Origin of the sequence: Venatoribacter cucullus (genome assembly GCF_016132445.1) — a bacterium.
GTDB lineage: Bacteria > Pseudomonadota > Gammaproteobacteria > Pseudomonadales > Oceanobacteraceae > Venatoribacter > Venatoribacter cucullus.
In genome coordinates, this window is the sequence record NZ_CP046056.1 from 94,457 (window position 1) to 118,819 (window position 24,363).

The 24,363-nt window shown below is 57.4% G+C and carries 24 protein-coding genes and 1 other RNA gene; 13 read left to right on the top strand and 12 right to left on the bottom strand.

The annotated features are described in order from the left end of the window. Positions 1–42: 42 nt before the first annotated feature. On the bottom strand, positions 43–813 hold the full coding sequence (locus GJQ55_RS00420; protein WP_228345542.1) for a substrate-binding periplasmic protein: 771 nt from the start codon (positions 811–813) through the stop codon (positions 43–45). A gap of 114 nt (positions 814–927) precedes the next feature. Further along, positions 928–2,733, bottom strand: coding sequence for a translational GTPase TypA (gene typA / locus GJQ55_RS00425; RefSeq protein ID WP_228345543.1), 1,806 nt, complete (start codon positions 2,731–2,733; stop codon positions 928–930). A gap of 418 nt (positions 2,734–3,151) precedes the next feature. Here typA and glnA point away from each other — a divergent pair, with 418 nt between their 5' ends. Both glnA and GJQ55_RS00435 read left to right on the top strand, forming a co-directional pair. Continuing rightward, entirely contained in the window at positions 3,152–4,558 is a 1,407-nt protein-coding gene (gene glnA, locus GJQ55_RS00430) for a glutamate--ammonia ligase (protein WP_228345544.1), read from the top strand. A 110-nt stretch (positions 4,559–4,668) separates the two neighbouring features. After that, positions 4,669–5,658, top strand: coding sequence for an alpha/beta hydrolase (locus tag GJQ55_RS00435; RefSeq protein WP_228345545.1), 990 nt, complete (start codon positions 4,669–4,671; stop codon positions 5,656–5,658). Here GJQ55_RS00435 and GJQ55_RS00440 read toward each other — a convergent pair. Then, a complete protein-coding gene (locus tag GJQ55_RS00440) occupies positions 5,629–6,117 on the bottom strand; it encodes an EVE domain-containing protein (protein WP_228345546.1) in 489 nt (162 codons plus the stop codon). The two genes, GJQ55_RS00435 and GJQ55_RS00440, sit on opposite strands and share 30 nt — an antisense overlap. An 89-nt stretch (positions 6,118–6,206) precedes the next feature. Between GJQ55_RS00440 and GJQ55_RS13350 the strand changes: the two genes are divergently transcribed. Further along, a complete protein-coding gene (locus GJQ55_RS13350) occupies positions 6,207–6,332 on the top strand; it encodes a hypothetical protein (RefSeq protein WP_265573916.1) in 126 nt (41 codons plus the stop codon). On the opposite strand, the gene GJQ55_RS00445 is transcribed toward GJQ55_RS13350, so the two are convergent. The 4 genes from GJQ55_RS00445 to GJQ55_RS00460 form a co-directional block, all read right to left on the bottom strand. Beyond that, on the bottom strand, positions 6,329–6,928 hold the full coding sequence (locus GJQ55_RS00445; RefSeq protein ID WP_228345547.1) for a 5-formyltetrahydrofolate cyclo-ligase: 600 nt from the start codon (positions 6,926–6,928) through the stop codon (positions 6,329–6,331). The genes GJQ55_RS13350 and GJQ55_RS00445 overlap by 4 nt on opposite strands. Before the next feature lie 10 nt (positions 6,929–6,938). Next, a non-coding RNA gene (gene ssrS / locus GJQ55_RS00450) (6S RNA) lies at positions 6,939–7,119 on the bottom strand. An 88-nt stretch (positions 7,120–7,207) separates the two neighbouring features. Then, positions 7,208–7,522, bottom strand: coding sequence for a cell division protein ZapA (locus GJQ55_RS00455; protein WP_228345548.1), 315 nt, complete (start codon positions 7,520–7,522; stop codon positions 7,208–7,210). Beyond that, positions 7,515–7,727 (bottom strand): TIGR02449 family protein, encoded by a 213-nt coding sequence (locus GJQ55_RS00460; RefSeq protein WP_228345549.1) that lies wholly within the window; start codon positions 7,725–7,727, stop codon positions 7,515–7,517. Before GJQ55_RS00460 ends, GJQ55_RS00455 begins: the two co-directional genes overlap by 8 nt. A 147-nt stretch (positions 7,728–7,874) precedes the next feature. On the opposite strand from GJQ55_RS00460, the gene GJQ55_RS00465 reads away from it, so the two are divergent. From GJQ55_RS00465 to GJQ55_RS00480, 4 genes are read left to right on the top strand one after another with little or no spacing between them, the layout of a single operon-like run. Next, positions 7,875–8,429, top strand: a complete 555-nt coding sequence (locus tag GJQ55_RS00465; RefSeq protein WP_228345550.1) for a UPF0149 family protein — start codon at positions 7,875–7,877, stop codon at positions 8,427–8,429. A gap of 18 nt (positions 8,430–8,447) precedes the next feature. Continuing rightward, positions 8,448–9,761, top strand: a complete 1,314-nt coding sequence (gene pepP, locus GJQ55_RS00470; protein ID WP_228345551.1) for a Xaa-Pro aminopeptidase — start codon at positions 8,448–8,450, stop codon at positions 9,759–9,761. 9 nt (positions 9,762–9,770) lie between these two features. Continuing rightward, complete coding sequence (gene ubiH, locus GJQ55_RS00475) at positions 9,771–11,003, top strand: 2-octaprenyl-6-methoxyphenyl hydroxylase (protein ID WP_228345552.1); 1,233 nt, start codon at positions 9,771–9,773, stop codon at positions 11,001–11,003. 12 nt (positions 11,004–11,015) lie between these two features. Continuing rightward, positions 11,016–12,221 (top strand): UbiH/UbiF/VisC/COQ6 family ubiquinone biosynthesis hydroxylase, encoded by a 1,206-nt coding sequence (locus GJQ55_RS00480; protein ID WP_228345553.1) that lies wholly within the window; start codon positions 11,016–11,018, stop codon positions 12,219–12,221. 758 nt (positions 12,222–12,979) lie between these two features. Here GJQ55_RS00480 and GJQ55_RS00485 read toward each other — a convergent pair. The 3 genes from GJQ55_RS00485 to GJQ55_RS00495 form a co-directional block, all read right to left on the bottom strand. After that, the gene (locus tag GJQ55_RS00485) at positions 12,980–13,393 is read right to left on the bottom strand and encodes an acyl-CoA thioesterase (protein WP_228345554.1); all 414 of its coding nucleotides are present in this window, start codon (positions 13,391–13,393) and stop codon (positions 12,980–12,982) included. A 78-nt stretch (positions 13,394–13,471) separates the two neighbouring features. Further along, positions 13,472–14,848, bottom strand: a complete 1,377-nt coding sequence (locus tag GJQ55_RS00490) for a TRAP transporter large permease (protein WP_228345555.1) — start codon at positions 14,846–14,848, stop codon at positions 13,472–13,474. Next, the gene (locus GJQ55_RS00495) at positions 14,841–15,377 is read right to left on the bottom strand and encodes a TRAP transporter small permease subunit (RefSeq protein WP_228345556.1); all 537 of its coding nucleotides are present in this window, start codon (positions 15,375–15,377) and stop codon (positions 14,841–14,843) included. Before GJQ55_RS00495 ends, GJQ55_RS00490 begins: the two co-directional genes overlap by 8 nt. A 184-nt stretch (positions 15,378–15,561) precedes the next feature. On the opposite strand from GJQ55_RS00495, the gene GJQ55_RS00500 reads away from it, so the two are divergent. The 6 genes from GJQ55_RS00500 (at position 15,562) to GJQ55_RS00525 (ending at position 22,151) form a co-directional block, all read left to right on the top strand. Further along, positions 15,562–16,605 carry a substrate-binding domain-containing protein gene (locus GJQ55_RS00500; protein ID WP_228345557.1) on the top strand — a complete coding sequence of 348 codons (1,044 nt, stop codon included), beginning with the start codon at positions 15,562–15,564 and terminating at the stop codon, positions 16,603–16,605. Positions 16,606–16,690: 85 nt separating this feature from the next. After that, a complete protein-coding gene (gene pstC, locus GJQ55_RS00505) occupies positions 16,691–18,064 on the top strand; it encodes a phosphate ABC transporter permease subunit PstC (protein WP_228345558.1) in 1,374 nt (457 codons plus the stop codon). Continuing rightward, complete coding sequence (pstA, locus tag GJQ55_RS00510; protein ID WP_228345559.1) at positions 18,057–19,334, top strand: phosphate ABC transporter permease PstA; 1,278 nt, start codon at positions 18,057–18,059, stop codon at positions 19,332–19,334. Before pstC ends, pstA begins: the two co-directional genes overlap by 8 nt. Before the next feature lie 40 nt (positions 19,335–19,374). Beyond that, a complete protein-coding gene (gene pstB / locus GJQ55_RS00515) occupies positions 19,375–20,178 on the top strand; it encodes a phosphate ABC transporter ATP-binding protein PstB (protein WP_267874254.1) in 804 nt (267 codons plus the stop codon). A gap of 11 nt (positions 20,179–20,189) precedes the next feature. After that, positions 20,190–20,903, top strand: a complete 714-nt coding sequence (phoU, locus tag GJQ55_RS00520; protein WP_228345561.1) for a phosphate signaling complex protein PhoU — start codon at positions 20,190–20,192, stop codon at positions 20,901–20,903. 261 nt (positions 20,904–21,164) lie between these two features. Then, positions 21,165–22,151 (top strand): porin, encoded by a 987-nt coding sequence (locus GJQ55_RS00525; protein WP_228345562.1) that lies wholly within the window; start codon positions 21,165–21,167, stop codon positions 22,149–22,151. Positions 22,152–22,283: 132 nt separating this feature from the next. Here the strand turns inward: GJQ55_RS00525 and phoR are convergent, their stop codons facing one another. Together phoR and phoB are read right to left on the bottom strand one after the other, a co-directional pair. Next, positions 22,284–23,561: a phosphate regulon sensor histidine kinase PhoR gene (gene phoR / locus GJQ55_RS00530; protein WP_228345563.1), complete on the bottom strand. Its 1,278-nt coding sequence runs from the start codon at positions 23,559–23,561 to the stop codon at positions 22,284–22,286. Between the two features lie 11 nt (positions 23,562–23,572). Continuing rightward, on the bottom strand, positions 23,573–24,277 hold the full coding sequence (gene phoB, locus GJQ55_RS00535) for a phosphate regulon transcriptional regulator PhoB (protein WP_228345564.1): 705 nt from the start codon (positions 24,275–24,277) through the stop codon (positions 23,573–23,575). Positions 24,278–24,363: the final 86 nt, after the last annotated feature.

Genomic DNA, 24,363 nt, shown 5'->3' on the forward strand with positions numbered 1-24,363 from the left:
GGCCTGTGCCGGGTTTTTTTATGGCTGCGGTTTGGCCGGCTGTCAGCGGAACAGGTAATCCGCCAGCAGTTGTTCGTAGCTTTGGATAATGCGCTGCTCTTCGCCACTGGCGCGCAGCTGCTGAAAGCCCTGATCAAACTGGTCACGCAGGGTGGCGGTGCGGAAGGCCGGGTAATAGTCGGTATGAGGGAATAATTCAGCGTAGCGATAGGGCTTGCTGGCCGCGGCTGCGGTCGGATTCTGCCGGCGCAGCTGGCTGAGAAAATACCGGAACACGGTTTTTTCCATCACAATCACATCGGCCTCGCCGGCAAACAGGGCGCGCACCTGCTCAATCTGATCTCCTTGCTCCAGATACAGCGGCGCGGCACTGACGGCCGTAGAGAATTCGGCCGGCAACAGTTGCCGGGCCAGGCTGAAGCCCTGTACCCGGTAATGACGCAGGTCGCTGATGGTGCTCAGTGGCAGGCTGCGCTCCTCCAGACTGATGGCGACATTCTGAAAGCTGACCAATGGCAGGCTGGCAAAGAAAGCGCTGGGGGTGGCTTGCTGGTTGGTAACACAGAGACCGTCGAGCCGGCCCTGATTAAAACCATCGGCATTGCTGTGGTTGCTGTTGTATTCCAGTTGCAGGGTCAGACCGGCGTTGGCCAGTGAACGGCGCAGCAGATCGAGCATAATGCCGCGATTGTTATGCGGAATAACGTAGGGGGGAATCGACAGGCTGCAGCCTATCTGCACAACGGTCGCTGCGCTGAGCGGCAGCCAGGCACCGCTCAGCAACAGGAAAGATAACAACAGCACTACACGCATAACACCTCATGACCGCTGGTCTGCAGGTGCCCGGACCGGGCAAGTGCAAAGCAGTATGTGTGCCTTGTTTGCCCGCCGTCAACCGGCCAGAGCGGCCGGTTGCCTATCGGTGTGTCAGTTCTTTTTGGCGCGCTTACGTTCGTTTTCAGTCAGCAGTTTTTTCCGCAGACGGATGCTGATGGGGGTTACTTCCACCAGCTCGTCGTCTTCGATAAATTCCAGTGCCTGTTCCAGGGTGTGGCGTACCGGCGGGGTCAGTACAATGGCTTCGTCGGTGCCGGAAGCACGCACGTTGGTCAGCTGCTTGGCCTTGGTCGGGTTTACCACCAGGTCATTGTCGCGGCTGTGCAGACCAATAATCATGCCTTCGTACACTTCGGTTTGCGGGCCGATGAACAAACGACCGCGCTCCTGCAGGGTGTACAGGGCATAACCCAATGCCTTACCGCCTACCATGGACACCAGTACACCGTTGTGACGGGTAGAGGTCAGGCTGGACTGAACCGGACCGTAGTGATCAAAGATGTTGGTGAGGATGCCGGAACCTGAGGTCAGGGTCAGGAACAGACCACGGAAACCGATCAGGCCGCGGGCCGGAGCGATAAATTCCAGACGTACACGGCCTTTGCCATCCGGCACCATGTTGGTCATTTCGGCACGACGGTTACCCATCTCTTCCATGATGGAGCCCTGGTGCTCTTCTTCGATATCAATCACAACCTGCTCGTAGGGTTCTTGCAGCACGCCGTCGATTTCTTTCACCACCACCTGCGGCTTGGAAATGCCCATTTCGAAACCTTCACGACGCATGGTTTCGATCAGTACCGACAGATGCAGCTCGCCACGGCCGGATACTTTGAATTTTTCCGGACTGTCGCCGTCTTCCACACGCAGGGCGACGTTGTGGATTAGTTCTTTTTCCAGACGCTCTTTGATGTTGCGGCTGGTCACGAACTTACCTTCTTTACCGGCAAAGGGTGAATCGTTGACCTGGAACGTCATGCTTACGGTCGGCTCATCCACGCTCAGTGGCGGCAGAGCTTCAACGGCAGACGGGTCACACAGTGTGTCGGAGATGCCCAGGCCGTCGATACCGGAAATACAGACGATGTCGCCAGCGCTGGCTTCGGTGGTCACAATGCGGTTGAAGCCGTGGAAACCTTTTACTTCCAGAATCCGGCCTTTACGGGTTTTGCCTTTGATATCGATGATCTGTACGTCAGTACCAGGCTTCAGCTTACCGCGGGTAATGCGGCCAACACCGATAACACCCACATAGCTGTCGTAATCCAGCGCCGAAATCTGCATCTGGAACGGGCCGTCAACGTTCACCGGCGGTGGCGGTACGTGGTCGACAATCATCTGCAGCAGCGGGGTCATGTCGCTGGCCAGTTCATCCGGTGACAGGCCGGCAATACCGTTCAGGCCGGACGCATAGATAACCGGGAAATCCAGCTGTTCTTCAGTGGCGCCGAGGCGGTCGAACAGGTCGAAGATTTCATCCAGAACCCAATCCGGACGTGCACCCGGACGGTCAACTTTGTTGATGACCACGATCGGACGCAGGCCGCGCTCGAAGGCTTTCTGGGTGACGAAACGGGTTTGTGGCATTGGGCCGTCCTGCGCGTCGACCAGCAGACACACGGAGTCCACCATCGACATTACCCGTTCTACTTCGCCGCCGAAGTCGGCGTGTCCGGGGGTGTCCACGATGTTGATGCGGTAATCATTCCACTGAATGGCGGTGTTCTTCGCCAGAATGGTAATACCACGCTCTTTTTCCTGGTCGTTAGAGTCCATGGAGCGATCGCCTTCGCGGCGGTCCAGGGTACCGGACTGCTCCAGCAGTTTGTCGACCAGGGTGGTTTTACCGTGGTCAACGTGGGCGATGATGGCGATGTTTCTGAGGTTTTCGATCACAGGAAGGGCCTTGGTGAAGGTTTGTACAAAAATGGTGGGCGATTATACCCGAAAGGGGCCTCTGGCGTGACAGGAAATTGCATCACCGTGGTGGTTTTTTGCCCGAATTGGCGGGAATTCCTGCCTGACCGGCCGGCGCTCTTTTTGTGCCGCTGACCATGTACCCCGGGCGGCAGTGAACCTATAATGGGCGGGTTTGCACAAGCCGGCATCCCCAACAGACTGAAACGCCCCCAAATGGTGCTATTGGTTCAGGTTGTGATTCAAGATGGTGCATAAAAAATGCGTAGCCGCCGCCGCAGCCCCGATTCTGTGCGATCCGGCTGCATTGGCAACGTGGCACGCAGTTTGCTCCTCTCTGAGCATGGCAAGCCGGGGCCTTCCCGAAACAAGTTGAACCAGCATCTGGAGAAAGACAATGTCAGAGAAAACTCTGAATCTGATCAAAGAAAACGACGTGAAGTGGGTTGACCTGCGTTTCACCGATTTCAAAGGTAAAGAGCAGCACGTCACCATTCCGTCCCGTTATGTAAACGAAGACTTCTTCGAAACCGGCCAGATGTTCGACGGTTCTTCTATTTCCGGCTGGAAGGGCATTGAAGCGTCCGACATGATCCTGATGCCGGATGACTCTACCAGCTTCATGGACCCCTTCACTGAAGACGCCACCCTGGTGCTGCGCTGCGACATCATCGAACCGTCCACCATGCAGGGTTACGACCGTGATCCGCGTTCCGTGGCCCGTCGCGCTGAAGAGTACCTGAAGTCTACTGGTCTGGGTGACACCGCATTCTTTGGTCCGGAGCCGGAATTCTTCATGTTTGACGACGTGCGCTGGGGCTCGGATATGTCCGGTTCCTTCTGCAAAATCAACTCGTCTGAAGCAGCCTGGAACACTGAAACGGTGATGGAAGGCGGCAACATGGGCCACCGTCCGCGCGTGAAAGGCGGTTACTTCCCGGTGCCTCCGGTTGACAGCCACCACGATATCCGTGCGGCCATGTGTAACACCCTGGAAGCCATTGGTCTGGACGTAGAAGTTCACCACCACGAAGTGGCCAACGCCGGTCAGAACGAAATCGGCGTGCGTTTCAACACCCTGGTTAAGAAAGCGGACGAAGTGCAGATGCTGAAGTACGTTGTCCACAACGTGGCTAACGCATACGGCAAAACCGTTACTTTCATGCCGAAGCCAATCGTTGGCGACAACGGTTCCGGTATGCACGTGCACATGTCTTACTGGAAAGACGGTGTGAACCAGTTTGCCGGTGACGGCTACGCGGGTCTGTCTGAAACTGCCCTGTACTTCATCGGCGGTATCATTCACCACGCCAAGTCACTGAATGCCTTCACCAACCCGTCCACCAACTCTTACAAGCGTCTGATTCCGGGCTTTGAAGCACCGGTTATGCTGGCTTACTCTGCCCGCAACCGTTCTGCTTCTATCCGTATTCCGTACGTAGCGTCTCCGAAAGGCAAGCGCATCGAAGCCCGCTTCCCGGACCCGATGGCGAACCCTTACCTGGCATTCGCTGCGCTGCTGATGGCTGGTCTGGACGGCGTGAAGAAGAAAATGCACCCAGGCGATGCCGCTGACAAAGACCTGTATGATCTGCCGGCGGAAGAAGCTCTGGCGATTCCACAGGTGTGTGGTTCGCTGCGCGAAGCACTGGCCAGCCTGCAAGCTAACCACACTTTCCTGACCGAAGGCGGCGTGTTCAGCAAAGACATGATCGATGCCTACATCAAGATGAAGATGCAGGACGTTTACCGTGTTGAGCACACCACTCACCCGGTTGAATACGACATGTACTACAGCCTGTAATCTGACGGTTACGCTGTAAAAGGGCCCTGCGGGGCCCTTTTTTTATGCCTGCTGTTTGTGCGCGAGGGCGGCGGCGCTGGTACCATAGCGGCCTTCGCGGAGACATCATCATGCTGGACTGGAACAAAACGGATCTGCTGCAGGCATTGCCGGAATTCGACTGGCAACATCTGCCCAAGGCGGGCCGGGCACTGCAACCCTATTGTGATTTTTACCGGCTGCGCTTCAGTGAAGCCTCTGTCCATTACGCCGGCCGGCTGTCCTGTGCCGGCTATCAGCTGGCGGTACAGAGCTGGGCGCCGGCGCAGGTGCGCGGCACTGCCATTCTGGTGCATGGCTATTACGACCATACCGGTATTTATGGATCGTTAATCCGTTTTTGTCTGCAGCAGCAGTTACAGGTGCTGATTGTGGATTTGCCCGGCCATGGTTTATCCGGCGGTGAGCCGGCGGCCATTGGCAGTTTTCAGGAGTATGACGAGATTTTCAGTGTCCTGGTGCAACGGGCCCAGCAGTTTTTACCGGCGCCCCTGCATGTGTTCGGTCAGAGCACCGGTGGCGCCATCATTGTGAACTATGTGCTTAAGCGCCAGTTGCAACCGGCGCAGTCGCCTTTCACCAGCATCAACCTGTTATCGCCACTGGTCCGGCCGTGGCGCTGGCAGCAGGTAAAAATGCTGCAGCCGTTGTTGGGGCCATTTTTGCGTCAGCTGAAGCGTACCTTTCACCCTAATTCTTCCGATACGGTCTTTCTGGACTTTATTGCCCGCCATGATCCGTTGCAGCCGCGTTTTCTGAACCTGCGCTGGGTGCGCGCGCTGCGCCATTGGGTGCCCTTTATTGAAGCGCAGCCGCCGCTGGAGCTGGTGGTGAATATTGTTCAGGGCGATCAGGATGGCACCGTGGCCTGGCCGCACAACCTGCAGGTATTGCAGCAGAAATTTCCGCAGCGGCGGCTGTATATGCTGCCGGGTGCCGGGCATCAGCTGGTCAATGAAAGTGAGGCGCTGCGTGAGCGTTTGTACGCTCAGCTGGCCAGCTGGTTGCATGACCAGCCGGAAGCGTCGGTATCAGTTGAAGCGGCTGATATTAGCGGCTGACAGGCCGGCCTGCTGCAGAATATGCCGCCATTCCGTGTTGCTGACCGGTTGCACCGACAGCCGTGCCCGGTTCAGCAGCGCCATCTCCTGCAGTGCGCTGTCCTGGCGCATTTCTTTCAGTGTTAGTGGCCGCGGCAGGGCCTGAACCGCTTCGACTTCTACCGTTATCCAGCGCGGGTTGGCCGGGTCAGATTTGGGGTCAAAATAGGGCGATTGTGCATTGAATTGAGACGGGTCGGCCAAACCGGTGCGGACAATGCGGCAAATGCCGGCAATGGCGGGCTCTTTACAGCTGGAATGATAAAAAAATGCGTAGTCGTTCACACTGACGGCATCGCGCAGCAGGTTGCGGGCTTGATAATTTCTGACGCCATCCCATACTGTGCGCCGTTCTGGTGCGGCGCTGAGATGAGAATAACTAAAAACATCCGGCTCGGATTTCAATAACCAGTACTTCATATTTTTATATCTGCAGTCGTCAGTCTGGCTTGAGAATTGCTGGTAACAGCTTCTCAGCAAGACGTTGTGTATACAATCTGGAGTTCGCTATGCGTAAGCCCGATGTGCTGATTTTACTGGCCATCGTCGCCCTGTTGGGCGCTTTTACTACCAGCATTTCCGCTGAAAGCAAAAAAACGGTACAGATTTCTACCCTGGAAAGCAGCATCCGCTAGCGGAACCGATATAAGCGTTGATCGGTGGCGATAGCGCTGAGTGGAATGTCCCAGGGCTCGGCCGCTAATGCTGTGGTTTTTTGCCAGTCGTAGGCGCAGCCCAGCAGTGCCGGTTGCTGCCCCGGCTGATGCATAAAGGCCAGGGTGCGGTCATAAAACCCTCCCCCCATTCCCAGCCGGTTGCCCTGCTGGTCAAACGCGACCAGCGGCATACACACCAGCTGCACAAAGCGGGCGGGCATGCTGCGGCTGCGGCCGAACACCGGCTCGCGGATACCAAAGCGGTTTTTCACCAGTTTTGTGTGCCGGTCCCAGCGCAAAAAACTCAAATGGCCCTGGCGCAGCGGGTGCAGCACCGGCAGGTACAGGCATTTGCCCCGGCGTTGCAGGTCGCGGATCAGCGGGCCGGTGTCGATTTCGCCATCATTGGTCAGGTATACCGCAATGTGGCGACTGTACTGAAAATGGCGGTTGTGGCGCAGGCTGTGCAGTAATTGCGCGGCGGCCTGGCGGCGTTGCGGTTGGGTCAGGCGACGGCGCTGGTTGCGCATCTGGCGGCGCAGTTCAGGTTTGCTGAGCATGGTGGTGGAAGGCATAAAAAAAGCAGGACTCCCCGCTGTGCCGCTGTCGTAAATAAAGGCCTTGAACCCAACTGGTCCAAGGTGGCAGGCCAGGCACTGAATCAGGCTTTCCGGCAAGCGGACATGCACACATCAGCGCGTGAAACCTTCCATTTAAAAGTGCATCGGCTCAGGACTTTATCGACTGGCAAACACCCCAGGGAGCCGGCGCAGTATATCAGAACAAATTATGATAACGGGAGCGGAATGCGCCAGTACGGGGCACTTATGCCCCGCATATTGCGAAACGGCCGGTTACAGTTCCAGTTGCAGATCCTGCGCCAGCGCGTCATCGAGTAGCTGGTGCATACGCGCCAGGTCTTTGCTCAGATCCTGTTGTTGACCTTCCTGCTCGCGCAGCTGGTGAGCAATGTTCAGCGCCGCGATGACGGCAATACGATCGGTACCCAGCACCTTGCCGCTGGCGGCGCCGGCGCTTTTGATTTCCGACATTTTTTCATTCAGCATGCGGGCGGCATCGCGCAGTTTTTCTTCTGCACCCACCGGGCAATTAATACGGTATTCGCGGTCGAGAATGTTCAGCGACAGCGTTTTCGGAGAATCAGCCACTGTTGCGCTCCAGGGTTTGCAGACGGACGATCATGTCATTGACCTTACGGCGGGCCATTTCGTTCTGCTGAATCAGCTTGGCGCGCTCGGCCTGCCATTCCGCTTCGGCGGCGCGCATGGCCTGATTCTGCTGGCGCAATTCATTGTGCACCAGCAGCAGTTTTTCTATTTTGCGCTGCAGAGCCTGAAGATCGTTGTTGGGCATGGCATCGGATCAGGTAGTGAGAAGGCTCCTACTATAAGAGTGCGTCGCCGGCGGGGTCAATTGCCCGGCCCGGGATTCACGGCAGGCGCAGCAAGACAGGCGCAGACAGTGCTAGAATGGGCAACTTTTACCGGCGACGAGACTGATATGACCATCGATTTTAACGCAGCGGCCGACCTGTGGGTGGAATCCCGCTGCTATCAGACCCCATCGGCGTTACAGGGTTGGCTGACCGGCTATCTGGCGGCCGGCGGTCGTCTTACTGCCGAGGCCTGGCTGCAGGAAGCGCAGGAATATCTGGAGCTGGAAGATGCGCCAGCAGACGCTTTGCGCACCTTGCTGCAGGATTTTTACACCGACGTTTTGCGCGGACTGGCGGGCGACAGCATGGAATTCACCCTGTTGCTGCCGGCTGATGAAGACGCCGACATCGACGAACAGGTGGAATGCCTGGCGCAGTGGAGCAAAGGCTTCCTCGATGGCTTCGGGGCGTCCGGCAAAATTCAGGGCAAGGTGCCGGAAGACGTGCTGGAGGTGTTGCAGGATCTGGATGCCTTTTCCCAGGCCGAGCTGGACGATATGCAGGATCCGCAAAATGAACTGCTGTACCTGGAACTGGCCGAGCACGCCCGCGTAGCGGCGTTAACCGTGTTCTACGCCATGAATCAGCAGGTAACCCCTGCCTCGAAAACCCTGCACTGAGGCTGTTCTGAGGTGAGTATGAAACTGGACCCGCGCGAATACCCGAAACGCCGCCGTCAGCTGATGCAGCTGATGAGCCCGAACAGCATCGCCATTATTCCCTCGGCACCGGTGACGGTGCGCAACCGCGATGTCGAGCATCCGTTCCGGCAGGATTCTGATTTCTATTACCTCAGTGGCTTTGCCGAAGAACATGCCGTACTTGTGTTGATTCCCGGCCGCGAACATGGCGAGTACGTGCTGTTCTGTCAGGAAAAAATCAAAGAACAGGAAATCTGGACTGGCCGTCGTGTCGGCCCGGAAGCCGCACCGCAGGTATTGGGCTGCGACGATGCCTTTCCGATCAGCGACATCGACGACATTCTGCCCGGCCTGATCGAAGGCAAAGACCGCATTTACGCCAGCCTCGGCGTCAGCCCCGAGTTCGACCGCCAGCTGATGCAGTGGGTCAACCACATTAAAGCGCAGGTGCGTAACGGTGCCACGCCGCCGCACGAATTCAGCGCCCTCGATCATCTGCTGCACGATATCCGTTTAATCAAATCACCGGCCGAAGTGGCCCTGATGCAGCGCGCCTGCGACATCAGCGCCGAGGCGCACACCCGCGCCATGCAAATGGTGAAACCGGGCATGTACGAATACGAACTGGAAGCCGAGCTGATGCGCACCTTTATGGCCGCCGGTTCGCGCTGGCCAGCGTATCCGTCCATTGTCGGCACCGGCGACAACGCCTGCATCCTGCACTACACGCACAACAATGCCGAGATCAAAGACGGCGATCTGATTCTGATCGACGCCGGCTGCGAGCTGGATTACTACGCTTCGGACATCACCCGTACCTTCCCGGCCAACGGCAAGTTCACGGCACCGCAGCGGCAGCTGTACCAACTGGTGCTGGACGCCAACTACGCCGCCATCGCCCAGGTGAAGGCCGGCAACCACTGGAATCAGCCGCATGAAGCTGCGGTGCGTGTGCTGACTGAAGGGCTGGTAAAACTGGGGCTGCTGCAGGGCGATGTCGATGAACTGATTGAGGCGCTGGCGTTCCGCCAGTTCTACATGCACAAAACCGGGCACTGGCTGGGCATGGATGTGCACGACGTCGGCGAATACCGCATCGACGGCGAGTGGCGCATTCTGGAAGAGGGCATGGTGATGACCATTGAGCCGGGCCTTTACATCGCCCCGGACGATGACACCGTGGACGCCCAGTGGCGCGGCATCGGCATCCGCATCGAAGACGATGTGGTGGTAACCAAAACCGGTTGTCAGGTGCTCACCAGTAAGGTGGTGAAAGACATTGATGCGATTGAAGCCCTGATGGCGGGCTGAGGAGACAGCATGAGCGAAGTGGCGCGTACCGATATCGCCATTATCGGCGCCGGCATGGTCGGTGCCAGCCTGGTGCACCTGCTGCGCCCGGCGCTGCAACAGGGATTATCACTGACCCTGATCGAACGCCAGCCGCTGCGCTGGGACGGTGATTTTGCCAGTCGTCCGCCGAGCTTTGACGGCCGCGCCACCGCTGTCTCTTATGGTTCACAACAGATTCTGCAACGCCTCGACCTGTGGGCGGCGATGGCGCCGCGTGCCTGCGCCATTGAGCATATTCAGGTGTCTGATCAGGGTTATTTCGGTCAGACGCAACTGCACGCGGATGAGCAGAAGACCGACGCGCTGGGGTATATCGTCGAAAATGCCGTGATCGGTCAGGGCCTGCTGGCCGGACTGGAACAACCCGGCGTCACGCTGCGCGCACCGGCGCAGGTGAGTGCGGTACAGATGAATGCCGCTGGCGCTTTGCTGACCTTCAGCGATGGCCAGCAACTGCAAACCGCCTTGCTGATTCTGGCCGATGGCGCCCGTTCGGAACTGGCGCAACAGCTGGGCATTCAGCATGCACGCAAAACCTATGGCACCCACGCCCTGGTCACCCAGGTGCAGGCCAGTCAGCCGCACCAGCACTGGGCCTATGAGCGCTTCAGTGAGCACGGCCCGATTGCCTTTCTGCCGCTGAATCAGCGCGACTATGCGGTGGTCTGGACCTTACCCGACGAGCAGATTGATACCGTGCTGGCGCTGCCGGATGCCGAGTTTTTAGCCCAGCTGCAGGCCCGTATCGGCTACCGTCTGGGACAATTACAGCGTGTGGGCGAACGCGCCAGTTACCCGCTGGCACTGGTACAGAGCAACGAACAGGTACGCCGCTCGCTGGTACTGCTGGGCAATGCCGCGCACAGTCTGCATCCGGTGGCCGGGCAGGGCTTTAATCTGGCGCTGCGTGATACCGCCGCACTGGCCGAACACCTGAACCGTGCATTTCTGGCCGGTCAGCCGCTGGGCGAGTTGAGTCTGCTGCAGGCTTACGAACAGCAGCAACGTCAGGATCAGCGCAACACCATTATGGCCAGCGACCTGCTGCCACGGGTGTTTGGTTCCACCGTGCCGGGCCTTGGTCTGCTGCGCAATCTGGGGCTGCTGGGTTTAACCGCCGCGCCGACTGCGCGCCGGCTGTTTGCCCGTCACGCCATGGGGTTGGGCCAGCGCGCCGCCACCCTGTTTCCTTCTCACTGAGCGGAGAGAACCATGCATAAGCAAGCCTTTGATGTGGTGATTATCGGTGCCGGACTGGTCGGACAGGCCATAGCCGTGGCACTGGCGCAGGGCGATGAATCGCTGAAACTGGCGCTGATCGATCCGGCGTTCAGCCCGCAGGCGCCGGCCGATGACCGCAGCCTGAACGGCTACGACCAGCGCGTGTCGGCCTTAACCGCCAAAACCCAGGCGTTCTTAACCCGCCTCGGTGCCTGGCAGCGCATTCCCGCTGATCGCCTCAGCGCCTACACCGGCATGCACGTCTGGGATGCCGAAGGCACCGGCTCCGTTACTTTTGCCGCCGCCGATCTGCAGGTACCGGCGCTGGGGCATATTGTCGAAAACAGCCAGACCCTGTGGGCGCTGCAACAATGCCTGCCGCCGCAGGTGCAGGTTTTCAGCGAAAAAGTACGCTACTTCGATAATCGCCAGAGCGATGGCTACACGCCGGTCGCGTTAGACAATGGCGAGCTGCTGCAGGCCAAACTGATTGTCGGTGCTGATGGCGCGCTGTCGCGGGTACGCCAATGGGCTGGTTTGCCGACCACCGAATGGGACTACGGCCACCACGCCATCGTTGCCACCGTGCGCTGTGAACAACCGCTGCAGGCGACCGCCTGGCAGCGTTTCCGCCCGCAGGGGCCGCTGGCGTTTTTACCGCTGCCGCACGATCCGCAGCTGGCGTCCATTGTGTGGTCAACCAGTCCGGCAGAAGCCGATGCCGTACTGGCGCTGGACGAAGCCGGTTTTAATCGCGCCCTCAGCGACGCCTTTGAAGGCCGCTTAGGGGCGGTGCTGGAAAGTTCAGCCAAAGCCTGCATTCCGCTGCGTCAGCGCCATGCCCGCAACTACTGGTGTGAAGGCGTGGTGCTGGCCGGTGACGCCGCGCATACCATTCACCCGTTAGCCGGGCAGGGCGTGAACCTGGGCTTTAAAGACGCTGAAACGCTGGCGGAAGAAATTTTGCGCGCGCAGGCCAAAAGGCTGGATATCGGCAGTGAACTGGTGCTGGCGCGTTATCAGCGCCGCCGGCAGGCCGATAACCTGGCGACCATGGCGACAATGGAAGGCTTTAAGCAGTTATTTGGCAACGACCGGCCACTGCTGCGGCTGCTGCGCAACGAAGGGATGCGATTGTTCGACCGGCTGCTGCCGGTGAAGCAGCATGTGATGATGAAGGCCATGGGCCTCGACTGATTTTTCAGCCCTTCTGGCTGAGACCTGTGCCAGTCTAGCGGCTGTTAGCTATGCCGTATGCCAGCCTTGCAGGCTGGTCAGCCCGCTGGGCTGATGCGGGGCTTCGCCCCTGGCCGTCACTGCGTGACGGCTTTTTGCGGCCTTCGGCCGCTGGTATTGCAAGGGGAGGTATCCCCTTGCGAACCCCTCTGGCCCGCGTCCCAGCTTTATCCTCGTTTACCAAACCCAATTGAGCATACGCGGCCAAGGGGCATCCATGCCCCTACCCGCTCGTTTGGAATCATCCAAACGATGCTATTGGCTTTGCCAAACGTCGGGCTGGAACGAATGGGCCGGGAAAAACCGCAGCAATTTGAGAGAATTTTGGCGGCCTGCGGCCGGATGTTTTCTTTTGGTTTTTGGTTTTTGGTTTTTGCGTGCGTAGCACGCCCAAGAAAGCCTTTCCGGCTTAGCCGCTGGGGTTTGTTCAGGCCCATTCGTTCCAGCCCGCCGCTGGAAAAAGACGGTAGCCATGCCCGGCGGGATGCCGGGCAAGGATCGTGGTACAGGATGTACCTTACGATCCGTGGGCGTTAGCGGGTTTTTTCAGCAAGGATCAGCTGGAACGCGGGCCAGAGAGGATTGTAAGGAGAACCTTCTCCTTACATTGGGGCGCAGGGGCGGAGCCCCGCATAAGCCGTCACGCAGTGACGGCTAAACCTCATCAGCTGCCGCGTAGCGGCGGCCAAACCAGCGGCTGTAAGCCGCAAAAAAGAGCCTCAGCGCGGCACGCGCCGTATCCGCCCATGCTCGTCGATGGCGACGTATACAAACACCGCATCCACCACTTTGCGGCGGTCTTCAGCGTTGGGATTTTGCGTCCACACCTCAATGGCAATGCGAATGGACGAAGAACCGATATCCAGCAACCGGGTGTAGAAACACACCGCCGCGCCCACGCGGATGGGCGACATAAACACCACCGATTCCAGCGCCACATTGGCAATACGCCCCTGAGCAAGGCGGCTGGCGACGCTTTCAGCGGCGTGGTCCATCTGCGCGACCACCCAGCCACCGCTGATGTCACCGTGCAGGTTGGTTTCGTTGCGGGTGGGGATGAGGCGCAGTGTTAATTCGCCTTCGGGTGCGGGTTCGCAGTCTTCCCGGGACTCGTCGCAAGGAGTGGTATTCATGGGGCTTAACCAATTGCTGTTATTTTGCGCGGAGTGTACTGGTTTTTGCCGGTCAGTACACCCGCGGAAAAGACCACTTTAGCCGTATAGTTGCCCGGGTAACCAGGTGGCCAGACCGGGGTAGAGCGCCAGCAACACCAGCATCAGCACCTGAATCACAATAAAGGGCAGCACGCCGCGGTATATCACCGGCGTCGGCAGGCTGGCCGGCGCTACCCCACGCAGGTAAAACAGGGCAAAGCCAAAGGGCGGCGTCAGGAAGGAGGTTTGCAGGTTAATGGCGATCATAATGCCCAGCCACACCGGGTCAACGCCCATGGCCAGTAACACCGGCGCAACAATGGGCACCACCACCAGGGTGATTTCGATAAAGTCGAGAATAAAGCCGAGCAGGAACATCACCAGCATCACAATCAGCATGGCGGTAAAGACGCCACCGGGCAGGCTATTGAAGAAGTTGTGAATCATTTCTTCGCCGCCAAAACCACGGAACACCAGCGAAAACAGAGCTGCACCAATAAAGATCATAAACACCATGCTGGTTACCTGCAGGGTGGCATCCAGGACCTCGCGCAACCGCTTAATGCTGAACTCGCCGTACAGTACGGCCAGCAACAAGGCGCCGGCCGCACCAATGCCAGCGGCTTCGGTCGGCGTGGCGATGCCGGCCAGAATCGAGCCGAGCACAGCAATAATCAGAACCAGCGGCGGCAGCAGGCCGCGCAGCAGTTCCAGCACAAAGGCGCGGTCAACCGGCGGCCGGTCCGCCACCGCCGGTGCGGCTTGGGGTTGCCACAACGCGATGGCAGCCACATAGAGCAAATAGGCCGCGACCAGCAGCAGGCCGGGAATCAGCGCACCGACGAACAGGTCGGCCACCGAGATGCTGTCGGGGCTGAAAATCCCCTGCTGCAGCTGAGCCTGTTGGTAGGCGCTGGATAACACATCGCCAAGAATAATGAGGGCGGTGGAGGGCGGGATAATCTGCCCCAGGGTACCGGTGGCACAGATCGTACCGCTGGCCAGCGCTGGGCTGTAGCCATTGCGCAGCATGGTGGGCAGGGAAATCAGCCCCATGGTTACCACCGTAGCGCCGATAATGCCGGTGCTGGCGGCCATCAGCATGCCGACCAGAATCACCGATAAGCCCAGTCCGCCGCGCAGCGGGCCGAACAGCAACCCCATGTTCTGCAGTAAGCGACCGGCAATGCGGGATTTTTCCAGCATCACACCCATGAACACAAACAGCGGTACGGCGATCAGAATCTGGTTGGTCATAATGCCGTACAGGCGGTTCGGCATGGCGTGCAGAAAGGCGGGGTCGAAGGTGCCGGTCAGCCAGCCGAGCATAGCAAATAACAACGATACGCCGCCCAGGGTGAAGGCCACGGGGAAACCCAGCATCAGCACCAGGCACACCAGTGCAAATAACAGCAATGGCAGCAGCTCAGCCATAGTGGGTCTCCTCGTCGGCATGCTGATCGTTACGGTCCTGCGCCTGTGGCAGCCAGGTTTTACCCAGCTCCGCCACGGCCTGCAGCAGTAACAATAACGGCAGCAATAACAACAGGGTTTTCAGCAGGTATACAAAGGGCAGTCCTCCGGCATCCGGCGAGCCTTCGGTAATGGCCCAGCTGTTGCCGACATAGCTCCAGCCTGACCAGAGCAAAAACAGCGCGAAGGGGATCAGTAATAACAGAATACCGAGCCGTTCTGCCCATAGCTGGCGGGATTGTGGCCAGTTGCGTGAAAACACATCCACCCGTACATGGCCGCCCTGCTGCCAGGTATAGGCCGCGCCCAGCATAAACAGCGCGGCGTGGGCATAGAGTACCGATTCCTGCACCATAATGGCGGGCAGGCCAAAGGCGTAACGCAGTACCACCACGGTGAGGGTGCCGGCCAGCATCAGCAGGGCCAGCCAACGCACCGCCCGGCCGGTGTGGCGGGTAAGGGCATCCAGAAAAAGCACAGTACGGAGCATGATCAGGGGCGTCCGGTGGTGACGGGGCCGGCATTATAGCCAGCAGCGGCGGGCCAGCCCAAGCGTTGCAGCTGTCATCGCAATGTCATAAATGCAGCGGCTTGTCATATTTCTGTAACATGACGCCTCAATAATCGCTGCCATCCAAGCCACCTGATCAGTGATCAGAACAAAGGAAGCGACGATGAAAAAGATTCTGTTAACCGGTGCCGCTCTGCTGGCCTCTGCAGTAAGTCTGCAGGCTCAGGCTGAACGTGATTACATCAGCATTGTGGGTTCTTCCACGGTGTATCCGTTCTCTACCGTAACGGCTGAGCGTTTCGGCCGTTCCACCAACTTCCCGACCCCGAAAGTGGAATCGACCGGTTCCGGCGGTGGTCTGAAGCTGTTCTGTTCTGGTGTTGGCAGCAGCACGCCGGACATCACCAACTCTTCCCGTCAGATCAAATCTTCTGAAATTGAGTTGTGCGCCAAAAACGGCGTGATCGATGTGGTTGAGCTGATGATCGGTTACGACGGCATTGTGCTGGCTAACTCGGTGAAAGCGCCGCGTATGGACATTTCCCTGAAAGAGCTGTTCCTGGCGCTGGGTAAAATGGTACCGGATGCTAAAAACCCGAACCAGCTGATTGAAAACCCATACAAAACCTGGAACCAGATCAACCCGGCGTTCCCGGCTACTGCCATTGAAGTGCTGGGCCCGCCGCCGACTTCCGGTACCCGTGATGCCTTCGTTGAGCTGGCGATGGAAGGCGGTTGTAAGCAGTTTCCGCTGATTGCAGACATGAAGAAAACCGACGAGAAAAAATTCAAAGCGGTGTGTCATGGTCTGCGTGAAGACGGTGGTTTTGTTGAAGCCGGTGAAAACGACAACCTGATCGTGCAGAAGCTGGCGGCTACGCCGAACGCCTTCGGTATCTTCGGTTTCAGCTTCCTGGAAGAAAACCAGGATAAAGTGCAGGGCTCCATTGTTAACGGCAAAGAGCCGACCTACGATGCCATCTCCGATGGTGATTACCCGGTCAGCCGCTCGATGTTCGTGTACGCCAAAAAAGCGCACGTCGGCGTAATTCCGGGTCTGCAGGAATTCCTGCTGGAAATGACCTCTAAGCGCGCCATGGGTGAAGACGGTTATATGTCAGAAAAAGGCATGATCACCCTGTCGGAAGACAAGCGCAAAGACGTTGAAGAAACTGCGCGCACTCTGCGTGTGTTAAAGGCAAAATAATACGCCTTGGGCCGGTGTAACAGCCGGTCAGATTAAGAGCCGGGGCTTACCCCGGCTTTTGCGTATAAACCCGTCTGGATAGCTGATGAATTACAGTAGCCTGATTATCGCCGTGTTGATTCTGCTGGCCGGAGCGTATTTGCTGGGGCGTAACCGCGCCCGGCAAATCAGCGCCAGTGGTAATCGCCTGCATTCTCTGCCAACCCACTACGGCGCCTTAATGGCCCTGTGGACAGGCCTGCCCCCGTTATTGTTGTTGCTGTTGTGGAGCCTGCTGGAAGGGCCGGTAACCCGGCAGCTGCTGATCGCCCAATTACCGGATGCCATTCAGACCGGCACCAGCACCCAGATCAGCCTGGCCTTGAGTAAGGTGTATAACCTCGCCGCCGGTGCCGAACTGGCCGCTGCGCCCGAACTGCAGCGTGCCGTGCAGCATTTGCAGGATCTGCAACAACGTACCCGTCTGTTACAGACCGGCATGGTACTGGCACTGGCTCTGATTGGTGTGGCCCTTACCTGGCGGCGTATCCGCGCCGATCTGCGCGCCCGCTCTGAAGTGGAAGCGCTGGTGCGGCGCTTGTTGTTTGCCAGCTCCGGCATTGCGGTGCTGACCACCTTCGGCATTCTCGCCAGCGTGCTGTACGAGTCCTGGCAGTTCTTCGGCAAGGTGAATATTTTTGAATTTATGTTCGGCACCAGCTGGTCGCCGCAAATTTCCTTACGCGCTGATCAGTCCGGTTCTTCCGGCAGCTTTGGTGCGGTGCCGCTGTTTGCCGGAACGCTGCTGATCTCATTAATCGCCATGCTGATTGCGGTGCCGGTGGGTTTGATGTCGGCCATTTATTTATCCGAATACGCCGCGCCCTCGGTGCGTCAGTTCGCCAAGCCGGCGCTGGAAATTCTGGCTGGTATTCCGACCGTGGTGTACGGCTTCTTTGCCGCCTTAACCGTGGCGCCACTGGTGCGCGACATGGGCGCCGGACTGGGGCTGGATGTGTCATCGGAAAGTGCGCTGGCCGCTGGTCTGGTGATGGGCATTATGATTATTCCGTTCGTGTCATCACTGTCAGACGATGTGATCAATGCCGTGCCGCAATCGTTGCGCGATGGCAGCTATGGCCTGGGAGCCACCCGCAGTGAAACGGTGAAAAAAGTGGTCCTGCCGGCGGCGCTGCCGGGCATTGTCGGCGCCATTATGCTGGCCGTGTCACGCGCCATTGGTGAAACCATGATTGTGGCCATGGCGGCTGGTCTGGCCGCCAACCTCACCGCCAACCCGTTCGACAGCGTCACCACCGTAACGGTACAGATCGTGACCCTGCTGGTGGGCGACCAGGAATTTGATTCACCGAAAACACTGGCAGCCTTTGCGTTGGGCTTAATGCTGTTCCTGACCACGCTGGTGCTGAATTTTGTTGCCCTTAAAGTTGTGAAGAAATACCGGGAGCAATATGACTGATTCATCCTTAACCACTCGCCAGAAAGTTGAGCGCAGCATGCAGTACCGGCGTGGCCGTGAACTGCGCTTCCGCGCCTATGGCCTGGCGTCGGTGTTATTTGGCTTGTTGTGTTTGCTGATGGTGTTTGGCGACATCCTCAGTAAAGGCCTGACGGCTTTTCAGCAAACCGTATTAAGCACTGAGATTTATCTGGATCAGGATTACCTGGGTATCAGCCGCAAATCCGATGATCAGGAGCTGTTTAATGCCGATTACGAAGGCTTAATCAAAAGCCAGTTCCGTGAGCGTCTGGGCGTGGAAAACCGCGGTGAACGCCGCCAGATGAACGCTTTGCTCAGTGCTGGTGCCGGCTGGCAGCTGCGCGATGTGATTGCTGATAATCCGGAACTGCTTGGCAGCACCATTACCGTTGCGGTGTTGCTGGATGACGAAGTGGACCAGTGGTTCAAGCATTACCGTCATGCCGGTCAGACCGGCAAGCTGAGTGAACGTCAGCTGCAGTGGTTGCAGCAATGGCAGGGCGACGGCCGTTTAAGCACCCAGTTTAACCGGCTGTTTTTTACCAACGGTGATTCGCGCGAGCCGGAACTGGCGGGTATCCGCGGCGCCATTACCGGTACCTTCCTGACCTTGCTGGTGACCTTGTTGTTGTCCTTTCCGATTGGTGTGGCGGCGGCGATTTATCTGGAAGAATTTGCGCCGAAAAACAAACTGACAGAGTTTGTGGAAATTAACATCAACAACCTGGCCGCGGTGCCGTCGATTATTTTCGGCCTGCTGGGCTTATCGATTTTTATCGGCGTGTTCGGGGTAACCCGTTCCACACCGCTGGTGGGTGGTCTGGTGCTGACGTTAATGACCCTACCGACCATTATTATTTCCGGTCGTGCGGCGATTAAATCGGTACCGCCGTCCATTCGCGAAGCCGCCTATGGCCTGGGCGCCTCAAAAATGCAGGTGGTTTTCCACCATGTATTGCCGCTGGCGCTACCGGGGATGCTGACCGGTACCATTATTGGTATGGCGCAGGCGCTGGGTGAAACCGCACCGCTACTGATGATCGGCATGGTGGCCTTCGTGGTGGATATTCCGGGCTTTATTAACGACCCGTCCACCGTATTACCGGTACAGATTTTCCTCTGGGCCGACAGCCCGGAACGGGCGTTTATGGAACGTACCTCCGGCGCCATTATTGTGCTGCTGGGCTTCCTGATCACCATGAATACCCTGGCGGTAATTTTGCGCCGTCGCCTCGAGCGTCGCTGGTAAGCGGCGCCGGGTTTAACGAATTAAAGAGCGGAATATGACCATGAATATTATCGACAACCATAAAACCCGCGGCGCAGCCTTTTGTGATAATCCAAAGCTGAAAGCCCGCAATGTCGGGGTTTTCTATGGTGAAAAACAAGCCATTTTTGATGTCAGCCTGGATATCGGCGCCAACGAAGTCATTGCCTTAATCGGCCCGTCCGGTTGTGGTAAATCCACCTTCCTGCGCTGCCTGAACCGTATGAACGACACCATCGACATTTGTAATGTCACCGGTGAAATTCTGCTCGACGGTGACAATATTTATGACCCGAAAGTGGATGTGGTGCCGCTGCGGGCGCGTGTTGGCATGGTGTTTCAGAAACCCAATCCGTTTCCGAAATCCATTTACGACAATATTGCCTACGGTCCGCGCATTCACGGCCTGGCCACCTCACGGGTCGAACTGGACGAAATTGTCGAAAAAAGCCTGCAGCGGGCTGGTTTATGGAACGAAGTAAAAGACCGTCTGCATGCTCCGGGCACCGGTTTATCCGGTGGTCAGCAGCAGCGTCTGTGCATTGCCCGCACCATTGCGGTGGACCCGGAAGTGATCCTGATGGACGAACCCTGTTCGGCCCTCGACCCGATTGCCACTGCCAAAATTGAAGAGCTGATTGACGAACTGCGCGAGAATTACACCATCGCCATCGTTACTCACTCAATGCAGCAAGCGGCACGGGTCTCACAACGTACCGCCTATTTTCACCTGGGTCAGCTGATTGAGGTGAATCCGACCGATCAGGTTTTCACCACGCCCGATCATGAACTAACAGAAGCCTACATTACCGGCCGGTTCGGTTAAGGGGACGCAGCATGGAAATGAATTTTAACCAGCATATTTCCGGTCAGTTTAACGCCGACCTGGAAGGTATCCGCAACAGCATGATGGCCATGGGTGGCCTGGTTGAGCGTCAGGTGGCCAATGCCATTGAAGCCATTACCACCGGCGACAGCCGGGTGGCCGATGACGTTATTCGCCGCGAAGACGAAGTGGATAAACTGGAAGTGGAAATTGACCAGGAATGCACCCAGATTCTGGTGCGCCGCCAGCCGGCGGCTTCGGATTTGCGCATGGTATTGTCGGTTTCGCGGGTGGTGCGTGATCTGGAGCGCATTGGCGACGAAGCCTGCAAAATCGCCATTCATACCCTGGAAATGGGCGACCAGAAAAATAACCCGCTGTGCCAGCAAGCCATGCGTTACATGGGTGCCGAAGTCGTCAAAATGATTTCCGGGGCACTGGATGCCTTTACCCGCCACGATATGGACGGCGCGGTGGATGTGGTGCGTAACGACAAACTGGTGGATCAGCAGTACGCCTCGGCGTTGCGTGAACTCATTACTTATATGATGGAAGACCCGCGTTCTATCAGTCAGGCCATCAGCATTCTGTGGATTCTGCGCGCCATTGAGCGTATTGGTGACCACGCCCGCAATATTTCTGAACAGGTTATTTACCTGGTGAAAGGCACCGACGTACGCCACAGCAGTCTGACCGAAATTGAAGAGCAGGCGCAGAAAAAGTAACGCAGTCTGTTTGTGCTTTTTACCACCAGGCCCGCCAATGTGCGGGCCTGCTGCGTTATGGGCAGGCAATTTTGCTAAAGCGTACTATGGTAGAACTCACGTCTGGCGACCTTCCTGTTAATGTCATAAAAACATCACCCAAATGGCATTAAACAGAAATATTGCCCGGCAATGTCATAAAACTGTAACTATTCTGCAACACAATCGTCATGACTCTGCTGCCATGGCGGCACCCGGCAAACTGACTATTGGAAGACAATTATGAAAAAACTCGCTTTAGCAATCGCCATTGCAACCACTCCTTTTATGGCCGGCCTGGCGCAGGCTGCAGACGGTGAGCCGGAGCTGTACGGCCGCGTCAATCTGGGCTTTCAATATGTGAATGAAGCCGATCTTAACGGCAAACTGGATGGCAAAACCGAGCTGCGTAACAACAGTTCGCGCATCGGCGTAAAAGGCTCACAGGTGATTAACGACGCCGTTACTGCCATTTACCAGGTGGAACTGCGCATTAACCCGGATGCGCTTGGTGAAGGTGCTAACGAAAAAAACATGCAGCACCGCAACAGCTTTATTGGTTTTAAAGGCGAGTTTGGTACGGTGAAGTTCGGTACTCATGACACCCCGCTGAAACTGATTCAGGACAAAATCGACCTGTTCAGCACCCTTGATGGTGATATGAAAGAAGCCCTGTTCGCCAACAGTGAAAACCGTGGCCAAAACATGCTGATGTATACCTCACCGAGCCTGAGCGGTTTTACCGTGGATGTCGCGCATCTCAGTGCCGAAGAAGAAGGTGTAGGCAATAACGATGATGACGGTATTTCCGCAGCGGTCAGCTACAAGGCCGACAAGATGTACTTCGGTATTGCTTATGACGATAACGTAAAAGGTCAGGATATCAGCACGCTGCGTGCCTCGGCGCGTATCAATATTGCGGCGGTACAGCTGGGGGCTATTTACGAACAATCAGAAAATAAAGTGACCAACTTTGCCACTGGCGATGATAAAGAAGACGGCTGGCTGGTTTCTGCAGCTTATACTTTGGCGCCTAAGGTCACCCTGAAAGCTCAGTACGGTCAGTCGGATATGGTTTACAAAGACGGTGAATCCGTCAGCGTAGGTGCTGATTACCAGTACGCTAAAAATACCCGTCTGATGGTTTTTTCTACGCTTAACTCTGGTGACAAAGCCGGAAAAGATGAATCGGCCAGTTACAACGGCGTTGCGGTTGAATACCGCTTCTGATCGGCTGGTGTGGTTTATCAGGGGCGCTGCGGCGCCCCTTTTTATTGGCCGTTTATTGAGGTTTTGCGACGTTATTGTTGGATGTTATTGGTGGAAATAATGGGCGGTTGGCCCAGCAGCTGCAACAGCCGCTCACTCCTGCTCGCTGATCCGGCAACGGTCGGCCGGCAGGGTAAAGCTGAAGGTGCTGCCCTTGCCCAGAGTCGATTCAATATCCAGCACAGTGTCGTGGTGGTCCAGGGCGTGCTTCACAATGGCCAGCCCCAGCCCCGAGCCGCCCAGAGTCGATTCCCGCGAATCATCCACCCGGTAAAACCGTTCGGTTAAGCGGCTGATATGCTGTGCCGGAATGCCGGGGCCATGATCGGTGATGCTGACTTTTACGCCGTCCATGCCGGCGCGGATATTCAAGTCAATCTGACCGTCACCACCGTACTTCACCGCATTGGTCAGCAGGTTGCTCAGCACAGAACTCATTTCTTCCGCGTGGCCACAGACGTCAATCCGTTGCGGACAGTGCAGACGAATACGGCCTTCACTCAGGGGGTGTAGCTGATCGATGACCGCATGGCTGAGCTGTTGCAGGTCAAACCAGTCACCGCGCTGCTCGCTGTTGGTGCTTTCCAGTTTCGACAGTTGAATCAGATCATTCACCAGCGTCTTCATCCGCTGCCCCTGGCTGTCCATCTGGCTGATGGCTTTGGCCAGCGCTGGCGGCAGCTCCATATCGCCCAGCATTTCCAGATAGCCGTTAATCACCGTCAATGGTGTGCGCAGCTCATGCGAGACATCGGCAATAAAGTTCTGCCGCATGGTTTCCACCCGTTTGCGCTCGGTAATGTCTTTGACCAGCATTACTTTCTGGTCATCACCAAAGGGCGTGATCTGCACCTGCAGGCTGAACAGGCGGCGGTGATTAATATCAAACTGCAGTGCCGAGCTGTAATCACCGGCTTTGAAATAACGGGTAAAGCGCGGATTGCGCAGCAGGTTGGTAACCGGCTGGCCGATGTCTTCTTTGCGCAGCCCCAGCAGGCGGGCAGCGGAACTGTTAAAGGCGACAATATGGCCGTCGGCGTTCAGGGTTACCACCCCGTCATGCAGCGACTCGATGCCTTGTTTGTAGCGCTGAATCTGGCCGGTCAGCAGCTGGATTTTATGTTTCAGGTTTTTTTCGCGCAGCAGAATGCGGTCGGTGCTGTAGCCAATCAGGCCATCTTCCGGTCGCGGCCCCTGGCGCAGACTCCAGCGATATAACGCCAGCATGGTGCGGTACATCAGCACAATCACAACCAGCAGGCCGATCATCAGCCCCATCAGCGGGTAGCCCAGCGACCAGCCCAGTGCCAAACCCAGGCCGGCAATGACCAGAACGCGTAACAACTCTTTCTGCCGGGCAATCTGCTGCACCTGGCGACTCCTTAGTGTCCGTTATGGGTGGGCGGAGAAAAGCGATATCCCGTGCCACGGACGGTTTGAATCATCTGTTCCTGGCCTTGTGGCGACAGGGCTTTGCGCAACCGGCGGATATGCACATCCACCGTGCGTTCATCCACATACACATTGCCACCCCAGACCCGGTCGAGCAGCTGGCCGCGGGAAAAAACCCGGTCGGGGTGCAGCATAAAGAACTCCAGCAGGCGGAACTCCAGCGGCCCCAGCGTCACGGGTTCGCCAGCAATGCTGGCTTTCTGGGCCTTGCGGTCAAGGCTCAGCTGATCGGCGGTTACCGGCTGATCATCCACCAGGCTGCCGCTGCGGCGCAGCAAGGCCCGTACCCGGGCCACCAGCTCGCGTGGCGAAAAGGGTTTCACCACATAATCATCGGCCCCGGTTTCCAGACCATTGATACGGTCGTCTTCATCGCTGCGGGCAGTGAGCATAATCAGCGGAATATCCGCCGTTAATTCGTCGCGCTTCAGCCGCCGTGCCAGTTCAATGCCCGACACCATTGGCATCATCCAGTCCAGCAGCACCAGATCGGGGCGGTCATTCACAATCATCTGGTGGGCCAGATGCCCGTTAGCCGCCAGCCGGACTTTAAAGCCGGCCATTTCCAGGCAGGTGCGGATCATTTCGCAGATGGCTGGTTCATCGTCTACCACCAGAATGTAACCACCACTCATCGCGGCCCCCGATTTTAAGGTAAAAAACACGGCCGGTATTGTGACAGTTTTATGAATCGCCGTGCAGCCCTGTTTGCCCGCTGAAT